This window comes from Pseudoalteromonas sp. SG43-7 (genome assembly GCF_014164295.1).
Lineage (GTDB): Bacteria > Pseudomonadota > Gammaproteobacteria > Enterobacterales > Alteromonadaceae > Pseudoalteromonas > Pseudoalteromonas rhizosphaerae.
Genome location: NZ_JACJEY010000044.1, coordinates 1 through 16,052 on the forward strand (window position 1 = coordinate 1; position 16,052 = coordinate 16,052).

At 41.3% G+C, this 16,052-nt stretch carries 15 protein-coding genes and 10 tRNA genes; 9 read left to right on the forward strand and 16 right to left on the reverse strand.

Going from position 1 to position 16,052, the window contains the following annotated elements:
• Positions 1-46: 46 nt before the first annotated feature.
• The 16 genes from H5200_RS17100 to lolB form a co-directional block, all read right to left on the reverse strand.
• Positions 47-121, reverse strand: a tRNA-Gln gene (locus tag H5200_RS17100).
• Positions 122-159: 38 nt separating this feature from the next.
• Positions 160-244, reverse strand: a tRNA-Leu gene (locus tag H5200_RS17105).
• An 85-nt stretch (positions 245-329) separates the two neighbouring features.
• Positions 330-404 (reverse strand) — tRNA-Gln (locus tag H5200_RS17110).
• Between the two features lie 40 nt (positions 405-444).
• Positions 445-529, reverse strand: a tRNA-Leu gene (locus H5200_RS17115).
• 84 nt (positions 530-613) lie between these two features.
• Positions 614-688, reverse strand: a tRNA-Gln gene (locus H5200_RS17120).
• Between the two features lie 40 nt (positions 689-728).
• Positions 729-813, reverse strand: a tRNA-Leu gene (locus tag H5200_RS17125).
• A gap of 95 nt (positions 814-908) precedes the next feature.
• A tRNA-Met gene (locus H5200_RS17130) sits at positions 909-985 on the reverse strand.
• A gap of 5 nt (positions 986-990) precedes the next feature.
• A tRNA-Gln gene (locus H5200_RS17135) sits at positions 991-1,065 on the reverse strand.
• Positions 1,066-1,103: 38 nt separating this feature from the next.
• Positions 1,104-1,188 (reverse strand) — tRNA-Leu (locus H5200_RS17140).
• A 63-nt stretch (positions 1,189-1,251) separates the two neighbouring features.
• Positions 1,252-1,328 (reverse strand) — tRNA-Met (locus tag H5200_RS17145).
• Between the two features lie 278 nt (positions 1,329-1,606).
• Positions 1,607-2,698, reverse strand: coding sequence for a redox-regulated ATPase YchF (gene ychF / locus H5200_RS17150; RefSeq protein ID WP_145240629.1), 1,092 nt, complete (start codon positions 2,696-2,698; stop codon positions 1,607-1,609).
• Positions 2,699-2,732: 34 nt separating this feature from the next.
• A complete protein-coding gene (pth, locus tag H5200_RS17155) occupies positions 2,733-3,317 on the reverse strand; it encodes an aminoacyl-tRNA hydrolase (protein WP_182761972.1) in 585 nt (194 codons plus the stop codon).
• A 17-nt stretch (positions 3,318-3,334) separates the two neighbouring features.
• Complete coding sequence (locus H5200_RS17160) at positions 3,335-3,940, reverse strand: 50S ribosomal protein L25/general stress protein Ctc (protein ID WP_145240633.1); 606 nt, start codon at positions 3,938-3,940, stop codon at positions 3,335-3,337.
• 160 nt (positions 3,941-4,100) lie between these two features.
• Entirely contained in the window at positions 4,101-5,048 is a 948-nt protein-coding gene (locus tag H5200_RS17165; protein WP_145240635.1) for a ribose-phosphate pyrophosphokinase, read from the reverse strand.
• A gap of 100 nt (positions 5,049-5,148) precedes the next feature.
• Positions 5,149-6,006, reverse strand: a complete 858-nt coding sequence (ispE, locus tag H5200_RS17170; RefSeq protein ID WP_257325560.1) for a 4-(cytidine 5'-diphospho)-2-C-methyl-D-erythritol kinase — start codon at positions 6,004-6,006, stop codon at positions 5,149-5,151.
• 1 nt (position 6,007) lies between these two features.
• Positions 6,008-6,595, reverse strand: coding sequence for a lipoprotein insertase outer membrane protein LolB (gene lolB, locus H5200_RS17175; RefSeq protein ID WP_149980714.1), 588 nt, complete (start codon positions 6,593-6,595; stop codon positions 6,008-6,010).
• Positions 6,596-6,678: 83 nt separating this feature from the next.
• On the opposite strand from lolB, the gene hemA reads away from it, so the two are divergent.
• The 9 genes from hemA to H5200_RS17220 all read left to right on the forward strand — a co-directional run bounded on the left by hemA (position 6,679) and on the right by H5200_RS17220 (position 16,052).
• A complete protein-coding gene (gene hemA, locus H5200_RS17180; protein ID WP_182719176.1) occupies positions 6,679-7,935 on the forward strand; it encodes a glutamyl-tRNA reductase in 1,257 nt (418 codons plus the stop codon).
• A gap of 7 nt (positions 7,936-7,942) precedes the next feature.
• Positions 7,943-9,028, forward strand: coding sequence for a peptide chain release factor 1 (gene prfA, locus H5200_RS17185; protein ID WP_145240641.1), 1,086 nt, complete (start codon positions 7,943-7,945; stop codon positions 9,026-9,028).
• Between the two features lie 2 nt (positions 9,029-9,030).
• Positions 9,031-9,873 carry a peptide chain release factor N(5)-glutamine methyltransferase gene (gene prmC / locus H5200_RS17190; RefSeq protein ID WP_182719177.1) on the forward strand — a complete coding sequence of 281 codons (843 nt, stop codon included), beginning with the start codon at positions 9,031-9,033 and terminating at the stop codon, positions 9,871-9,873.
• A 50-nt stretch (positions 9,874-9,923) separates the two neighbouring features.
• Positions 9,924-11,465, forward strand: a complete 1,542-nt coding sequence (locus H5200_RS17195; RefSeq protein ID WP_182761974.1) for a response regulator — start codon at positions 9,924-9,926, stop codon at positions 11,463-11,465.
• Between the two features lie 110 nt (positions 11,466-11,575).
• The gene (locus H5200_RS17200; RefSeq protein WP_145240645.1) at positions 11,576-11,950 is read left to right on the forward strand and encodes a SirB2 family protein; all 375 of its coding nucleotides are present in this window, start codon (positions 11,576-11,578) and stop codon (positions 11,948-11,950) included.
• Positions 11,951-12,074: 124 nt separating this feature from the next.
• A complete protein-coding gene (locus tag H5200_RS17205; protein ID WP_145240647.1) occupies positions 12,075-12,902 on the forward strand; it encodes a tetratricopeptide repeat protein in 828 nt (275 codons plus the stop codon).
• 16 nt (positions 12,903-12,918) lie between these two features.
• Positions 12,919-14,172 (forward strand): DUF819 domain-containing protein, encoded by a 1,254-nt coding sequence (locus H5200_RS17210; protein ID WP_145240649.1) that lies wholly within the window; start codon positions 12,919-12,921, stop codon positions 14,170-14,172.
• Positions 14,173-14,181: 9 nt separating this feature from the next.
• Entirely contained in the window at positions 14,182-15,036 is an 855-nt protein-coding gene (kdsA, locus tag H5200_RS17215; RefSeq protein ID WP_145240651.1) for a 3-deoxy-8-phosphooctulonate synthase, read from the forward strand.
• A 119-nt stretch (positions 15,037-15,155) separates the two neighbouring features.
• Positions 15,156-16,052, forward strand: a complete 897-nt coding sequence (locus tag H5200_RS17220; RefSeq protein ID WP_145240653.1) for a transcriptional regulator GcvA — start codon at positions 15,156-15,158, stop codon at positions 16,050-16,052.

Genomic DNA, 16,052 nt, shown 5'->3' on the forward strand with positions numbered 1-16,052 from the left:
AGATAAAAGATAAAAGATAAAAGATAGAGAAGGGAGTTGATAAAGTTGGCTGGGATACCAGGATTTGAACCTGGGAATGCCAGGATCAAAACCTGGTGCCTTACCGCTTGGCGATATCCCAACTTTAAATTTTATTAGTTTTAGTTCTAGGTAAGAACATGGTGCGGAAGGAGAGACTTGAACTCTCACATCCTAAGATACTGGAACCTAAATCCAGCGCGTCTACCAATTCCGCCACTCCCGCATAGTCTGTATAATTATATACGTTTTTGCTGTTTATACTCGTAGCTAGAGTTATTCTTTAACAACATTCTTTGGTAGAAGAATGTTGGCTGGGATACCAGGATTTGAACCTGGGAATGCCAGGATCAAAACCTGGTGCCTTACCGCTTGGCGATATCCCAACAAAGAAACAGTTGATAGTTTTAATTCTTATCAAGAAAATGGTGCGGAAGGAGAGACTTGAACTCTCACATCCTAAGATACTGGAACCTAAATCCAGCGCGTCTACCAATTCCGCCACTCCCGCATAGTCCGTATAATTATATACGTTTTTGCTGTTTATACTCGTAGCTAGAGTTATTCTTTAACAACACTCTTTGGTAGAAGAAGTTGGCTGGGATACCAGGATTTGAACCTGGGAATGCCAGGATCAAAACCTGGTGCCTTACCGCTTGGCGATATCCCAACAAAGAATCAATTGATAGTTTTAGTTCTTATCAAGAACATGGTGCGGAAGGAGAGACTTGAACTCTCACATCCTAAGATACTGGAACCTAAATCCAGCGCGTCTACCAATTCCGCCACTCCCGCATTATCACTTTGAATTAATCAAAGAAATGGTAGTTATTTTAAACTCTTCATTGAGTTGCAATTTAACTCTTGCAGAGCCACTTCTAAAAAAGAAATGGTGGCTAAGACGGGATTTGAACCTGTGACCCCATCATTATGAGTGATGTGCTCTAACCAGCTGAGCTACTTAGCCATTGTTGGCTGGGATACCAGGATTTGAACCTGGGAATGCCAGGATCAAAACCTGGTGCCTTACCGCTTGGCGATATCCCAACAATAACAATTGATAATTTTAATTCTTATCAAGAACATGGTGCGGAAGGAGAGACTTGAACTCTCACATCCTAAGATACTGGAACCTAAATCCAGCGCGTCTACCAATTCCGCCACTCCCGCATACGTTGTGTAATAAAACACTAGGTAGTTATTTTAAACTCTTCATTGAGCAACAAAAAATAATGGTGGCTAAGACGGGATTTGAACCTGTGACCCCATCATTATGAGTGATGTGCTCTAACCAGCTGAGCTACTTAGCCATCTTTTTTGTTAGCACTTCATCGCTGAGTGCGGGGCGTATTATGCTGATATGACCCAAATCCGTCAACACCTTTTTTGCAAAAAAACACGTATCTTGGTTTGTTTGCGGGAAAAATAGGCTAACAGGCTAAATTTTAATAAAAATGGTGTTTTTTTAACTGCTTTATTGTGACTTATTCACAACAGCTGATATTTAATGATAGTGCAAAAATAAAAAAGGCTCGTAAAAACGAGCCTTTAAAAATCACTAAAGGTGATAGGTCACACTGGGATGGTGTTAAACATTGAACAAGAAGTTCATTACATCGCCATCTTTAACTATGTATTCTTTGCCTTCTTGGCGCATCTTACCTGCTTCTTTTGCACCACTTTCACCTTTATAGGCGATGTAGTCATCAAAAGCGATGGTCTGTGCACGGATAAAGCCACGCTCAAAGTCAGTGTGGATTTTACCTGCAGCTTGTGGCGCAGTTGCACCTACTGGGATTGTCCATGCACGTACTTCTTTTACACCTGCAGTAAAGTAGGTTTGTAAATGAAGTAACTCATAACCACCACGGATCACTAGATTCAAACCTGGCTCATCCAGACCAAGATCGGCCATAAACTCAAGTTTATCTTCTTCATCTAATTCCGAAAGCTCAGATTCAATCGCGGCGCATACAGGCACAACAACAGCATCTTCAGCAGCAGCAATTTCGCGTACACGGTCAAGATATGGGTTATTTTCAAAACCATCTTCAGCTACGTTAGCAATATACATAGTTGGTTTGATTGTTAAGAAGTTAACAGAGCTAATAGCCGCTTTTTCTTCTTTAGTTAATGCTAAAGAACGTAAAGTTAAGCCTTCATCAAGGTGTACTTTTACTTTTTCAAGTACGGCATTTTGTTCTTTTGCGTCTTTATCGCCACCTTTGGCTTTTTTCGCGTTACGGAAAAGGGCTTTTTCAGCGCTATCCATATCAGCAAGTACTAACTCGGTGTTGATCACATCAATATCATCAGCAGGATCAATGGTACCTGCAACGTGAATGATGTTGTCATCTTCAAAGCAGCGTACTACGTGGCCAATTGCATCGGTTTCACGAATGTTAGCTAAAAACTGGTTACCAAGACCTTCCCCTTTCGATGCGCCTTTTACAAGACCTGCAATATCCACAAATTCCATACTCGTTGTAAGAATACGTTGTGGTTTTACAATCTTTGCAAGTTCGTCTAGACGAGGATCTGGCACCGGTACCACGCCCGTATTTGGCTCGATGGTACAAAAAGGAAAGTTAGCGGCTTCAATACCCGCTTTGGTTAATGCATTGAAAAGTGTTGATTTACCAACATTAGGCAAACCGACGATGCCACATTTGAAACCCATAGTTAAGATACCTTGTTTAGATCCGCTTAACCAATTATGGCTTAAACGAATGTAGTCTGTTTTGTGCTTTTAACACACCGTCTTTTGCAAGTATTTCCATACAACGAACTGCTTCATCTACTGCGGCATCCATTTTCTCTTGGTCTTCTTTGGCTGCTTTTCCAAGCACCCATCCGGTCACCATTTCACGGTGTCCTGGATGACCTATGCCAACGCGCAAACGCATGAAATTTTTTTGATTTGCCATCTTTGCAATAATGTCTTTTAAACCATTATGGCCACCGTGTCCGCCACCTTTTTTTAATTTGGCAACACCGGGTTCTAAATCCATTTCGTCATGGGCAACTAGGATGCTCTCAACAGGAATTTTGAAAAAGTTGGCTAAACTACCGACAGCTTTACCACTTAAATTCATATAAGTAGTAGGGATCAGTAATTTGAATTCTTGACCTTGGATGATCACTTTGCCGGTAAGGCCGTGATACTTAGGATCGTGTTTTAGCGTACAGTTGTAGCGTGCAGCGAGTTGCTCGATGAACCAAGCACCTGCATTGTGGCGTGTGTTTGCGTATTCGGGGCCTGGATTAGCCAGGCCCACAAGCATTTGAATAGAATTCAAGGTGCAAACCTTAAAATTTATTCTGCAGCTTCGTCTTCAACTGGCGCAGCTTTGTTAGCTTTGATAGTTACGATAGACTGGTCGTGATCAGCACCTTTCGCTAAATCAACAGATGAAACACCTGCTGGAAGTTTAACGTCAGAGATGTGTATTGAGTCACCAGCAACTAGGCCAGCTACGTCAACTTCTACGAATTCAGGAAGTGACTTAGGAAGACACGTGATTTCGATTTCTGTTAATTGGTGAACTACAGTGTTACCCGCTTTAGTTACCGCTTCTTCACCGATGAAGTGAACTGGTACTTTAGTGTTAAGTTTGTGAGTAGCATCTACACGTTGGAAATCAAGGTGAGTGATTTTAGGCTTGAACGGGTGACGTTGGATATCTTTAAGGATAGCTTCAACTTTTTCACCAGCGATATCAAGAGTAAGGATGTGAGTGTAAAAACCTTCACTTTCTTGTGCTTTGATAATATCTTTGTGTTCAAAAGTAAGTGATGCAGCTTCTTTGTCAGCACCGTAAAGGATCGCAGGGATTTTATCTTCACGACGTAGGCGGCGGCTCGCACCTGTACCCGTAGCTGTGCGTAATTCTGCATTAAATGTATATGTTTCGTTAGACATGATGTCTCCAATAATTAAATAGTGTAGGGCCTTTGCGACCAAGGTCCCTAGCCAAAAGGCGCGCTATCATACCACCGCGACTAATTAAAAGAAACACGATACATAAAAAAAGCGCCAACGAGGCGCTTTATTACATCAGGATATTTTAACTAAACCAAGTTTAGTGTTCGAACATCGCTGAAATAGATTCTTCATTGCTGATACGGCGAATTGTTTCAGCTAGCATGTCTGCAAGTGTTAACACTTTAATTTTATCAATTGCTTTTAATTCAGCAGACAGTGGAATTGAGTCAGTTACAATCACTTCATCAATTACTGAGTTACGAATGTTTTCTAATGCTTGGCCAGAAAGTACAGGGTGAGTAGCGTAAGCGAATACTCGCTTAGCACCGTGTTCTTTAAGTGCTTCAGCTGCTTTACATAAGGTACCGCCAGTATCGATCATATCATCAACGATGATACAGTCACGGCCTTCAACGTCACCAATAATGTGCATTACTTGAGAAACATTCGCTTGTGGGCGACGCTTATCAATAATGGCAAGATCGGTATCGTTTAATAACTTAGCAATAGCACGGGCACGAACTACACCGCCGATATCAGGTGATACAACAACAACATCATCAAATTGACGCTCTTTCATATCTTCAAGTAGCACTGGGCTACCGAACACATTATCAACTGGTACATCAAAGAAGCCTTGGATTTGCTCAGCGTGTAAATCAACCGTTAGAACTCGGTCAACACCTACACTTGATAAGAAATCAGCAACAACTTTTGCTGTGATTGGTACGCGAGCAGAGCGCACGCGGCGATCTTGACGTGCATAACCAAAATAAGGAATGACGGCTGTTATACGACCTGCAGATGCACGACGTAAGGCATCAACCATTACAATAAGCTCCATCAAGTTATCGTTAGTAGGGGCACAGGTTGATTGCACAATAAAAACATCCGAGCCACGAACATTTTCATTAATTTGAACACTGATCTCACCGTCGCTAAAACGGCCAACAACAGCATCGCCAACTTCAATATATAAACGTTTTGCAACTTTTTGAGCTAACTCAGGTGTTGCGTTACCAGCGAAGAGCTTCATGTCAGGCACGGTAGGGTTCCTCAGGCACTGAATTTTTGGACTAATAAGCGATAAAAAAAGTATAGCTTATTAACTTAAACTTTATTTACTTGTACATTACTTCATTGCTTCAATGTATAGCGTCCAACTGCGTATGAGCAGGAGAGATATTAACGCTGCTGGCAATAAAACCGTCCCAGTTATGGGGGAGATTTTCAAGAACATGTTGCGCTTCTTTTTGCGTGGCAAATTCAACAAAACAGCATGAACCTGTGCCAGTCATCTTCGACGGAGCGTATTTTAGCAACCACTGGAGGGTCTTTTCAACCTCAGGGCAGAGCTTTTTAACTAAAGGCTCGCAATCGTTGGCTAATGTTTGTTGTTGCCAGTGGCCTTTTAGCTTCGGTGTATTGCGTTTTAAATCTGGGTGAGTAAAAATTTTCGCGGTGCTGACATGTTCACTTGGATGCACTACACAATACCATTTTGACGGCAGCTCTACATTCACTAACTTCTCGCCAATGCCTTGAGCTAGGGCGCTTTTGCCGTTAATGAACACCGGCACATCTGCGCCTAACTGCACGCCAAGCGCTGCTAATTCAGATAGTGATAACTGGCATTGCCATAATTTATTAAGCGCTAAAAGTGTGCTGGCCGCATCTGAAGAACCACCACCAACGCCGCCTCCCATTGGTAATATTTTAGTTAAATTTATTTTTGCGCCAAAAAGGGAATTTGTGTGTTTTTGTAATAAAACGGCCGCTTTATAGATCAAATTATCTTTTAGGGGGATATCGGTGGTGTCACCAGTGACTTCAATTTCAGTTGTTTCAGTCAAAGTAAATGTGAGTTGATCGCCATAATTTAAAAAAGTAAATAAGGTTTCCAGTTCATGATAGCCATCTTCACGACGGCCATTAATGTGTAAAAATAAATTGAGCTTGGCAGGAGCCAATAACGAAAATGAAGTCATAGTGTGCGTAGTCATGTTAGTTAAAGTGCCACTCGTAAAGTTGAATTTTTATTTTAATATCTTGGTGTTTTAACGTGAGCTTTTTAGGTAACCAAAATCCGGCGTATTGTTGGTAATCAGCGTAGCTTATTTGCCATTGATCGCCATCGGGTGCGTGCCAAGTTACATTTTTTGCTCGGCCTAGTTCATCAACTTGCAAACTTGGATCGTCAACAGTGCCTTTTAACCAATTATCGGCGCTGTCCATCGGTATATTAAAACCAGTGAGCCTAGCAAGCAGGCGCGATGCATTAATGTCATGGTAAATGTGATCATCGTATTCAAGTTCAGCGCCGTTAGTATTTTGTGTTAATGCTAAAACACGGGTACCGATAAAACTCGTTAGAATAAGTTGGTTTAACTGTTCTTGTTGTTGCCAATTTAAGTTTGCTGATTGGCGTTCATCTGGACTAATAAAAGCCAGTTTTCCTTCAACTTGCCAATTGGTTTGTTGTGATAATTGCGACTTCCAATCGTCATAAAGAGCTGTTTGAGGGCTAATTTGCTGCGCACAACCACTTAAAAATAAAAAAAATATGAGTAAAATCAAATATAGTCGAATCAAATGTCGTTCCTTACTTTCCATATTCCGCTGATTTTTGGTAAAATTATCGTCTTTCGAGCACGGCTTAGCAATATTTGGCACATATGACCATAGTAGCACTTGGTATTAATCATAAAACCGCATCTGTAGAATTACGCGAAAAGGTTGCCTTTTCGCCTGAGCAATTGTCAGAAGCATTACAGCAACTGAGCGATCACGATCAGTTTAATGAAGCGGTTATTGTGTCCACATGTAACCGAACAGAAATCTATTGTAGCCTCGCTCAGCAAAATTCCCAAATACTGTTGCAATGGTTAGCTAGTTTCCACGGTTTGGATGAATACGAACTGAGCAGTAATGTATATTGTCATCAAGATAATGATGCTATCAATCATTTAATGCGTGTGTCATGTGGCCTAGATTCTCTGGTGCTAGGTGAACCGCAAATTCTTGGTCAAATAAAGCAAGCTTATAATAGCGCCAAAAATCACAATTCGGTGAGTGTGGTATTTGACCGGTTATTTCAAAAAACCTTTTCGGTAGCAAAACAAGTAAGAACGGAAACCGATATAGGCGCCAGTGCGGTGTCTGTTGCTTATGCTGCGGTTAATTTAGCTAAACATATATATGGCAAGTTAGATAAAACCAAAGTGCTATTAATTGGTGCCGGGGAAACAATTGAGCTGGTAGCGAAACATCTATATCAAAATGAACCACAACAGATCACCGTGGCGAATCGCACCATAGAGCGTGCACGCCTACTGGCAGAAGATGTTAATGCCGACGTTATTGCGTTAGCGCAGTTACCTGAACGCTTACATCAGGCGGATATAGTGATCAGTTCGACAGCAAGTACTTTGCCAATTATTGGTAAAGGGGTAGTTGAACAAGCGCTAAAACAACGCCGTAATAAGCCAATGTTATTTATTGATATTGCAGTACCGCGCGATATTGAAAGCCAAGTTGGTGAATTAGATGCGGCCTATTTGTATTCGGTTGATGACTTACAGGCAATAGTAAGCGAAAATATCGCTTCAAGAGAACAAGCCGCCGATGAAGCGCAAGTGATTATTACCCAGCGCTGTGCGGAATTTGTGATGTGGATGCGTTCACTCGACTCTGTCGATCTGATCCGTTCTTATCGCCAAGATGTACACGATATTAAGTCTGAGCTGGTTGATAAGGCAATAAGCCAATTAAATACCGGTAAAGACGCAGAAAAAATTATTTTAGAGCTGGCCAACAAGTTAACCAACCGCCTAATGCACGCGCCTACCCGTGCAATTCAAGATGCGGCTAAAAAAGGTGAAGTTGCTCAGTTAAGCCAATTAAAGAAAATGTTAGGTATTGATCAGGAATAGCAGTTACATGAAAGAGTCCGTTTATCGTAAGTTAGAAACCTTAGTAGAGCGTTATGAAGAAGTACAAGCGCTGCTAAGTGATCCGTCAGTTATTAGCGACCAAAATCGTTTTCGTGCGCTTTCAAAAGAATATTCTGAGTTGGAAGAAATTGTTAAAGCATTTTTAGGCTATCAGCAAACACAAGATGATGTTGCTACAGCAGAAGAAATGCTAAAGGATTCGGATCCTGATATGCGTGAGATGGCGCAAGAAGAATACAAAGAAGCCAAAGCGCAAATCCTTGCTATCGAAGATCAAATACAAGTGTTGATGCTACCAAAAGATCCGCGCGACAATAATAATGTGTTTTTAGAAGTACGTGCCGGCACGGGAGGCGATGAAGCGGCCATTTTTGCTGGTGATTTATTCCGTATGTATACCCGTTATGCTGAAACTAAAAAATGGAAAGTAGAGATTGTGAGCACCAATGAAGGTGAGCACGGTGGTTACAAAGAAGTCATTGCTAACATTAGTGGTGAAGGCGTGTACGGGCAATTGAAGTTTGAATCAGGTGCTCACCGGGTACAACGTGTGCCAGAAACTGAATCGCAAGGACGAGTACATACCTCTGCGTGTACTGTTGCGGTAATGGCTGAAGTGCCAGAAGCTGAAGCGATTCAAATTAATACCGCTGATATTAAAGTTGATACGTTCCGTGCCTCAGGTGCCGGTGGTCAGCACGTTAATAAAACTGACTCGGCAATTCGTATTACCCACTTACCAACAGGTGTAGTAGTTGAGTGTCAAGATGAACGTTCACAGCATAAAAATCGCGCGAAAGCGATGTCAGTGCTTGCTGCACGTTTACAACAAGCGGAAGATGAAAAACGCCACGCGGCTGAAGCATCAGAGCGTCGTAACTTAGTCGGTAGCGGTGACCGTTCGGAACGTATTCGTACTTATAACTATCCGCAAGGACGTATTACAGATCACCGTATCAATCTCACTTTATACCGTTTAAATGAGGTAGTTGCCGGCGACTTAGGTTGTGTGATTGAGCCGCTAATGCAAGAGCATCAGGCTGATTTACTAGCCGCTATGGGTGATGAGTAATCGTGACCGACACGATTGAAAGTGCTGTTTCGCGTGCTACTTTGCTGCTGCAAAGTAGCAGCGATAGTGCTAAATTAGACGCTCAAGTATTATTGCTCGACGTATTACAAAAACCACGTAGCTACTTATTTAGCTGGCCAGAACAAAAGTTAACACCGCAACAACAACAGCTATTTGAAAGTTATTGTCAACGTCGCTTAACAGGTGAGCCAGTGGCTCATATAACGGGCACGCGTGAATTTTGGAGTTTGCCACTGCAGGTTAATCCCACTACGCTGATCCCTCGCCCAGATACCGAAACACTGGTTGAATATACGCTCAGTTTGCCTTTACCTGTGGCCGCTAAAGTGCTTGATTTAGGCACTGGGACTGGTGCAATTGCGCTTGCACTTGCCAGCGAAATGCCACTTTGGCAAATCACAGGGGTTGATAGGGTTACTGATGCTGTAGCGCTTGCGAATACAAATAAGCAGCGGTTAGGCTTTATTAATGTAGACTTTGTGCAAAGTGATTGGTTTAGCCAAGTTACAGCACAACAGTTTGATCTAATAGTTAGTAATCCGCCGTATATCGAATATGATGATATTCACTTAAATCAAGGTGACGTACGTTTTGAACCACTTTCTGCGTTAGTTGCCGATGATGACGGTATGGCTGATATAAAGTATATTATTACTCAAGCACGCAATTTTTTAACGTCAAATGGTTACCTTGTCATTGAGCATGGTTATCAACAAAGTACTAAAGTGCATAGTTTTTTTGCACAAATGGCGTATACAAATATACTTACAGTTAAAGACTTAGCAAATAACGATCGTGTAACGCTCGCACAGTGGCCGGGATAATTATAAAAATTACAGTGCGAGAGCAAAATAAACGCCTTTGAGGACTCAGTATGATGGATGATTTTTTGTTTTCGGATGAACCACAAGAAGTAGAAAGTGAAGTAGTTAAGGGGACATGGAAAGTCATCATTGTTGATGATGAGCCTGAGGTTCATGCTGTCACGAAATTGGCATTAAGTGATTTTGAGTTTCAAGACAAGCGTTTAGAGTTTATTAGTGCATACTCAGGGGCTGAGGCTAAAGTACAAATAGATAATAATCCCGATGCTGCAATCGTACTGCTCGATGTAGTGATGGAAACCGACGATGCAGGCTTAAAAGTCGCGCAATATATTCGTGAAGTCGCTAAAAATAATCATATCCGTATTATCCTTCGTACTGGTCAACCCGGCCAAGCGCCAGAGCGCCAAGTCATTGTTAGTTATGATATCAATGACTACAAATCAAAAACTGAACTTACCGCACAAAAACTATTTACTGTAGTGATGTCGAGCTTACGTTCTTATCGCGATATTTTATCGATTGAACAATCTCGTCAAGGGCTTGAAAAAATCATTAAAGCATCTCGAGATATTTTTTCAGCGCACTCACTTGATCATTTTATTGAAGGGGTGATGCAACAATTAACATCGTTGCTCGGCACTGTTGATCAAGCAATGTACGCCACCAGTTTAGTGGCAGGTAACCCACAAGATAATCAGCATAAATTAGTGGTATTTTCTGGGCGAGGCGATTTTGAACGCAGCGAAGGTAAAGCAATTGAAGAGGTATTAAATACCGAGCAGCTATCAGCATGTAAACAAGCATTTAGAGATAAAAACATTGTTTATAAAGACAATTATTTGTTTGCATACTGTTGCAGCGAACATAATCATAATTCAATGCTTTTTATATCCGGTATTCCACACGACTTATCGGATACACAGCGCCATTTGATTGAAATATTTTCGCAAAATGTACAGTTAGCGTATGAGAATGTGCAATTACAATCCGAGGTCGAAGCAACTCAGCAAGAATTAGTGCTTCGTTTAAGCGAAGCTCTGGAGCAGCGTTCAAACGAAACGGGCAATCATGTTAAGCGGGTTTCGCATATATGTCATACTTTAGCACTGGCGTATGGTTTATCGAAACGTGAGGCTGACTTAGTTCGTTTAGCGTCGCCACTTCATGATGTTGGAAAAGTGGGTATTCCTGATGCTATTTTAAATAAGCCGGGTAAATTGACCTCCGAAGAGTGGGAAATCATGAAAACGCACACTCAAAAAGGTTACCTTATCTTACAAGGCTCTCGTCGAGAAATCGTTAATGCGGGTGCTCAAATTGCACGTGATCACCATGAAAAATGGGATGGTTCAGGTTACCCACAAGGAAGGCAAGGACAAGACATTCATATCTTTGGCCGTATAGTGGCGCTTGCAGATGTGTACGATGCGCTGCGCCATAAACGTTGTTACAAAGAAGCGTGGACGCTTGATGATGTCGTTAATGAAATCAATCAGCAAAAAGGCAAACATTTTGAGCCTAAACTGGTCGATGCATTTAACGACAACCTAGCGGAGCTTGAAGAAATTTTAACCCGTTTTCCAGATTAAAAAATAATACCCAGTGCATTGAACTGGTGAGTTATTTAACGCATTAGAATGAGTATGTTTAATAACATTGGTACAATTTCTTTTTAACATTAATGAGTAGTTAGGGGCATATGGATTATTTAGCAGTCAAACACACACACATGGCAATTGCAGTTTTAAGCATTGTTCTATTTTATGTACGTTCATTTTCTCGCCTCGGCAGTGGTGCAATCGCTAAAAATAAATTGGTATTTATTGGTAGTCACGCAACCGATACGTTTTTACTTATTTCAGCTTTCGCGCTGATGGCAATTGCAAAAATTAATCCACTAGAACAAACCTGGCTGCTTGAAAAGATTATTCTTGTAGTGGCGTACATTGTACTGGGTATTATTGCCAGTAAACAGCAAAAAACCAGTATAAAAATTGTGTTTTTAGTTGTTACGACTGCGGTCATTGCCTTCATTGGTAAGCTGGCGGTTGCCAAAACAGCGTTTATTTTGTAACTAAACGTGTTCAAAGGCTGCACTAAACAGTCTTTGAACGTTAATCTAGCGCGCTACGTTGGTATCTGTGTAAAAAAATAGGTAAACTAGTCATTCATTTTCTATTAAAGATGTTGCCGTATTAATGACCACCCCTTGGTTTGAAGATCAAAATGAATCCTATCAAGATGAGGCTTTTGACACATTCGTTCCCCAAGCGTTGTATCGTTGTATAAGCGCTGAAGCGAAGTGGGATCCTCAAGCTGATTTAAGTGATAGCTTTGCCACACTGAGCGACTTTGAAAATCAAGTCACCGAACTATGCCAACAATACCCTGATATTCACGAACGGTTTGATGCGTTGGTTGACATGTTTTTTACTCAGTGGTTATTTAGCGTATCCAGTTTAAAAGTCCCAGAATACACCTTAAATAGTTTTAGCTATATGCTGAGTATGCGCAGTGGTTCTGAAACAACACTGGGTATTTTATTATGCCATTTGCTGAACCATGCAGGTTTTGATGCAAATGTAACGATTAATAATAGTGAAATAAATGTCCATGTTGCTATTAGCGATGAGGAAGGTTATTTACTTGAGCCGAGTTCAGGTCAACAAAGTTGGTATATTATTCCTGAAAACGCCAGTGAAGAAAATGGTGATGAGCAAGAGCCGCTTGAGCTCATTTTTGACGAAGAAGTGTATAAGCTTTATCTAGCACAACAAAAGTGGGCCTTTATTAGCAGTAATAAATTTGGTCATGCTTTGAGCTGTGTTGAGATGCTGATGGAGCTAATAGGCGATGATCCGTACGAAAGACGCGACAGAGGCTATTTACTTAACCAGCTTGATTGTCCGAAAATGGCACGTGACGACTTACAATTTTTTATCGATGAGTGTCCAGATGATCCTGCAATTGATATTATTCAGCATCAACTTGAAGAACTCGAAGATAATCACAAAACTCACCATTAACTTTTAAGGAATTTACATGGCTGACGCCCATACTGCCCTGATCACCAATGACGCGGTTGTCTTTGGTTTATTAGCAGTAATATTAGGCTTTATTTTTAAAACATCGAACAGTCAAAATAGCGCACTGAAAAAGTTTTACAAATATGTCCCAGCATTATTACTGTGCTATTTTTTACCTTCACTATTGAATACTTTTGGCATTGTTGATGGTCATTCATCTAATGTGTACTTTGTAGCATCACGTTACTTGCTTCCGGCGTGCTTAATTTTACTGACCATTAGTATTGATTTACGTGCCATTATTAATCTTGGTCCGAAAGCATTAATTATGTTTTTAACCGGTACTGCGGGTATTGTGATCGGCGGCCCGTTGGCCATTTTGATCATGAGCGCAGTGTATCCAGAAGCAGTTGGTGGTCATGGCCCTGATGCAGTATGGCGTGGCATGACCACGATTGCTGGAAGCTGGATTGGTGGTGGTGCAAACCAAGCATCGATGAAAGAAATGTTTGAAGTTGGCGGAGATATATTCTCAGCAATGGTTACGGTAGATGTGATTGTCGCTAATTTATGGATGGCAGTATTACTGTTAATGGCTGCCAACCATAAAGCCATTGATGCGAAAACAGGCGCGGATACTAGCGCGATTGAAGAGTTAAAAAATCGCGTTGAAAAATACCAAGCCGAGCACGCACGTCTGCCAACACTCAATGATTATATGCTGATCATTGCAATTGCATTTGGTATTACCGGTCTGGCGCATTTTTGTGCAGACTTTTTAGGACCTTACTTTGGCGCTAACTTTCCATGGGCACAAGAATATAGCTTAAACAGTAAGTTCTTTTGGTTAATTGTTATTTCGACGACCATAGGTATTGCATTGTCGTTTACTAAAGTACGTCATATTGAAGCCTTTGGCGCATCTAAAGTAGCCTCCAGCTTTTTATATATTTTAGTGGCATCAATTGGCCTTCATATGAATATTACGGCTATATTTGAATCACCTATGTATTTCGTTATTGGCTTAATTTGGATGCTTACCCATGCCAGTTTAATGTTAATTGTGGCAAAAATAATTAAAGCGCCGCTATTTTATATGGCCGTTGGCTCACAAGCGAATGTGGGCGGTGCGGCATCGGCACCAGTAGTTGCTTCGGCATTTCACCCATCGCTTGCGCCAGTTGGGGTATTATTAGCCGTTCTGGGCTATGGCGTAGGCACGTATATGGCATATATTTGTGGTTTAATGATGCAAGCAGTTGCACCTTAAGGAATAAAAATGAACAACCATTTAATTAAAATTAATGATATTGAACTGGCAAACGAAAAACCGTTTGTATTGTTCGGTGGCATGAATGTACTTGAGTCTCGTGATTTAGCAATGCGTATCGCTGAGCATTATGTAGAAGTGACCACTAAGCTTAATATTCCTTATGTGTTTAAAGCGTCATTCGATAAAGCAAACCGTTCATCAATTAATTCATACCGTGGTCCAGGCATGGAAGAAGGCTTAAGGATTTTTGAAGAAATCAAAAAAACGTTTAATGTTCCTTTGATCACTGACGTCCATGAGCCGCATCAAGCAGCGCCTGTGGCAGAAGTGGTTGATGTGATCCAATTACCAGCATTTTTGGCGCGCCAAACAGATTTAGTGGTCGCAATGGCGAAAACGGGCGCAATTATTAATGTTAAAAAGCCACAATTTTTAGCCCCGCACGAAATGCGCCACATCATTACTAAATTTAATGAAGCGGGTAATAACAATGTTGTATTGTGCGAGCGTGGCTCAAGCTTTGGTTATAATAACTTAGTCGTTGATATGCTGGGTATGGATGACATGAAACCAATGGCTCCGGTTATTTTTGATGCCACTCATGCTTTACAACGTCCAGGTGGGCGCAGTGATTCTGCCGATGGTCGTCGTGCACAAGCGGCAGAACTTGCTCGCAGCGGCATGGCATTAGGGTTAGCGGGTTTATTTATTGAAGCGCATCCTAATCCTAATGAAGCTAAATGTGATGGCCCATGTGCACTTGCATTAAGTAAGTTGGAAGGCTATTTAAGTCAAATGAAAGCCGTGGATGATTTAGTTAAAAGCTTTGGCCCATTGGATACCAGCGCCAGCGACTTGTAATCGCAAAGCGTGATAAGAAAAGCGACGAAAGTCGCTTTTTTTATGTCTTGAATATACACTTCCTTGGCATGTGTATATAATCTTATCCATAAGAAAAACTAATTCTAAGTTTGATCACTATGTCTCGACGTGTTCCGCCACTAAACGCATTAAAAGCATTTGAAGCTGCTGCTCGGCATTTGAGTTTTACTAAAGCGGCTGAAGAGTTATACGTCACACAGGCGGCGGTAAGTCATCAAATAAAAACTTTAGAAGAGCATCTTGGCTTAAAACTATTTTTGCGAAAAAACCGTTCTTTATTACTCACCGAAGAAGGCCAAGGTTACTTTTTAGATATTAAAGAAATATTTACTCAGCTAATTGATGCTACCGAAAAGCTATTAGCCCGTGGTGCAAAAGGCTCATTAACCGTGAGTTTAACGCCCAGCTTTGCTATTCAATGGTTAGTGCCACGCTTGAGCTTATTTAACGAACTGCACCCTGAGATAGATGTACGAATAAAAGCCCAAGATCAAGACGAAAACTCACTCACCGATGATGTTGATGTGGCTATTTATTATGGCCGTGGTCATTGGAGTGGCGTGCAAACGCATAAACTGCATACCGAATACTTAGTACCTTTGTGTAGCCCCATGCTATTAACAGGGCCAAAGCCGCTGGATCAGCCAAGTGATTTGGCAAACCATACTTTATTACACGATACCACCCGTAAGAACTGGAAAACGTGGATGAAAACCGCCGGTGTACGTAATGTGCAAGTAAACCAAGGACCAATATTCAGTCACTCATCAATGGTGCTGCAAGCAGCTGTGCATGGTCAAGGGGTTGCTATTGGTAACAGTGTGCTTGCTAAACCTGATATTGATGCAGGACGTTTAGTTATTCCGTTTAACCACAGTTTAGAAAGTAAAAATGCGTACTATTTAGTAAGTCGTGAAACGCAATCTGAATTAGGAAAAATAGTATCGTTTAAGCAGTGGATGCTGAGTTTAGTCGAACAAGAGCAAGAGTATTAA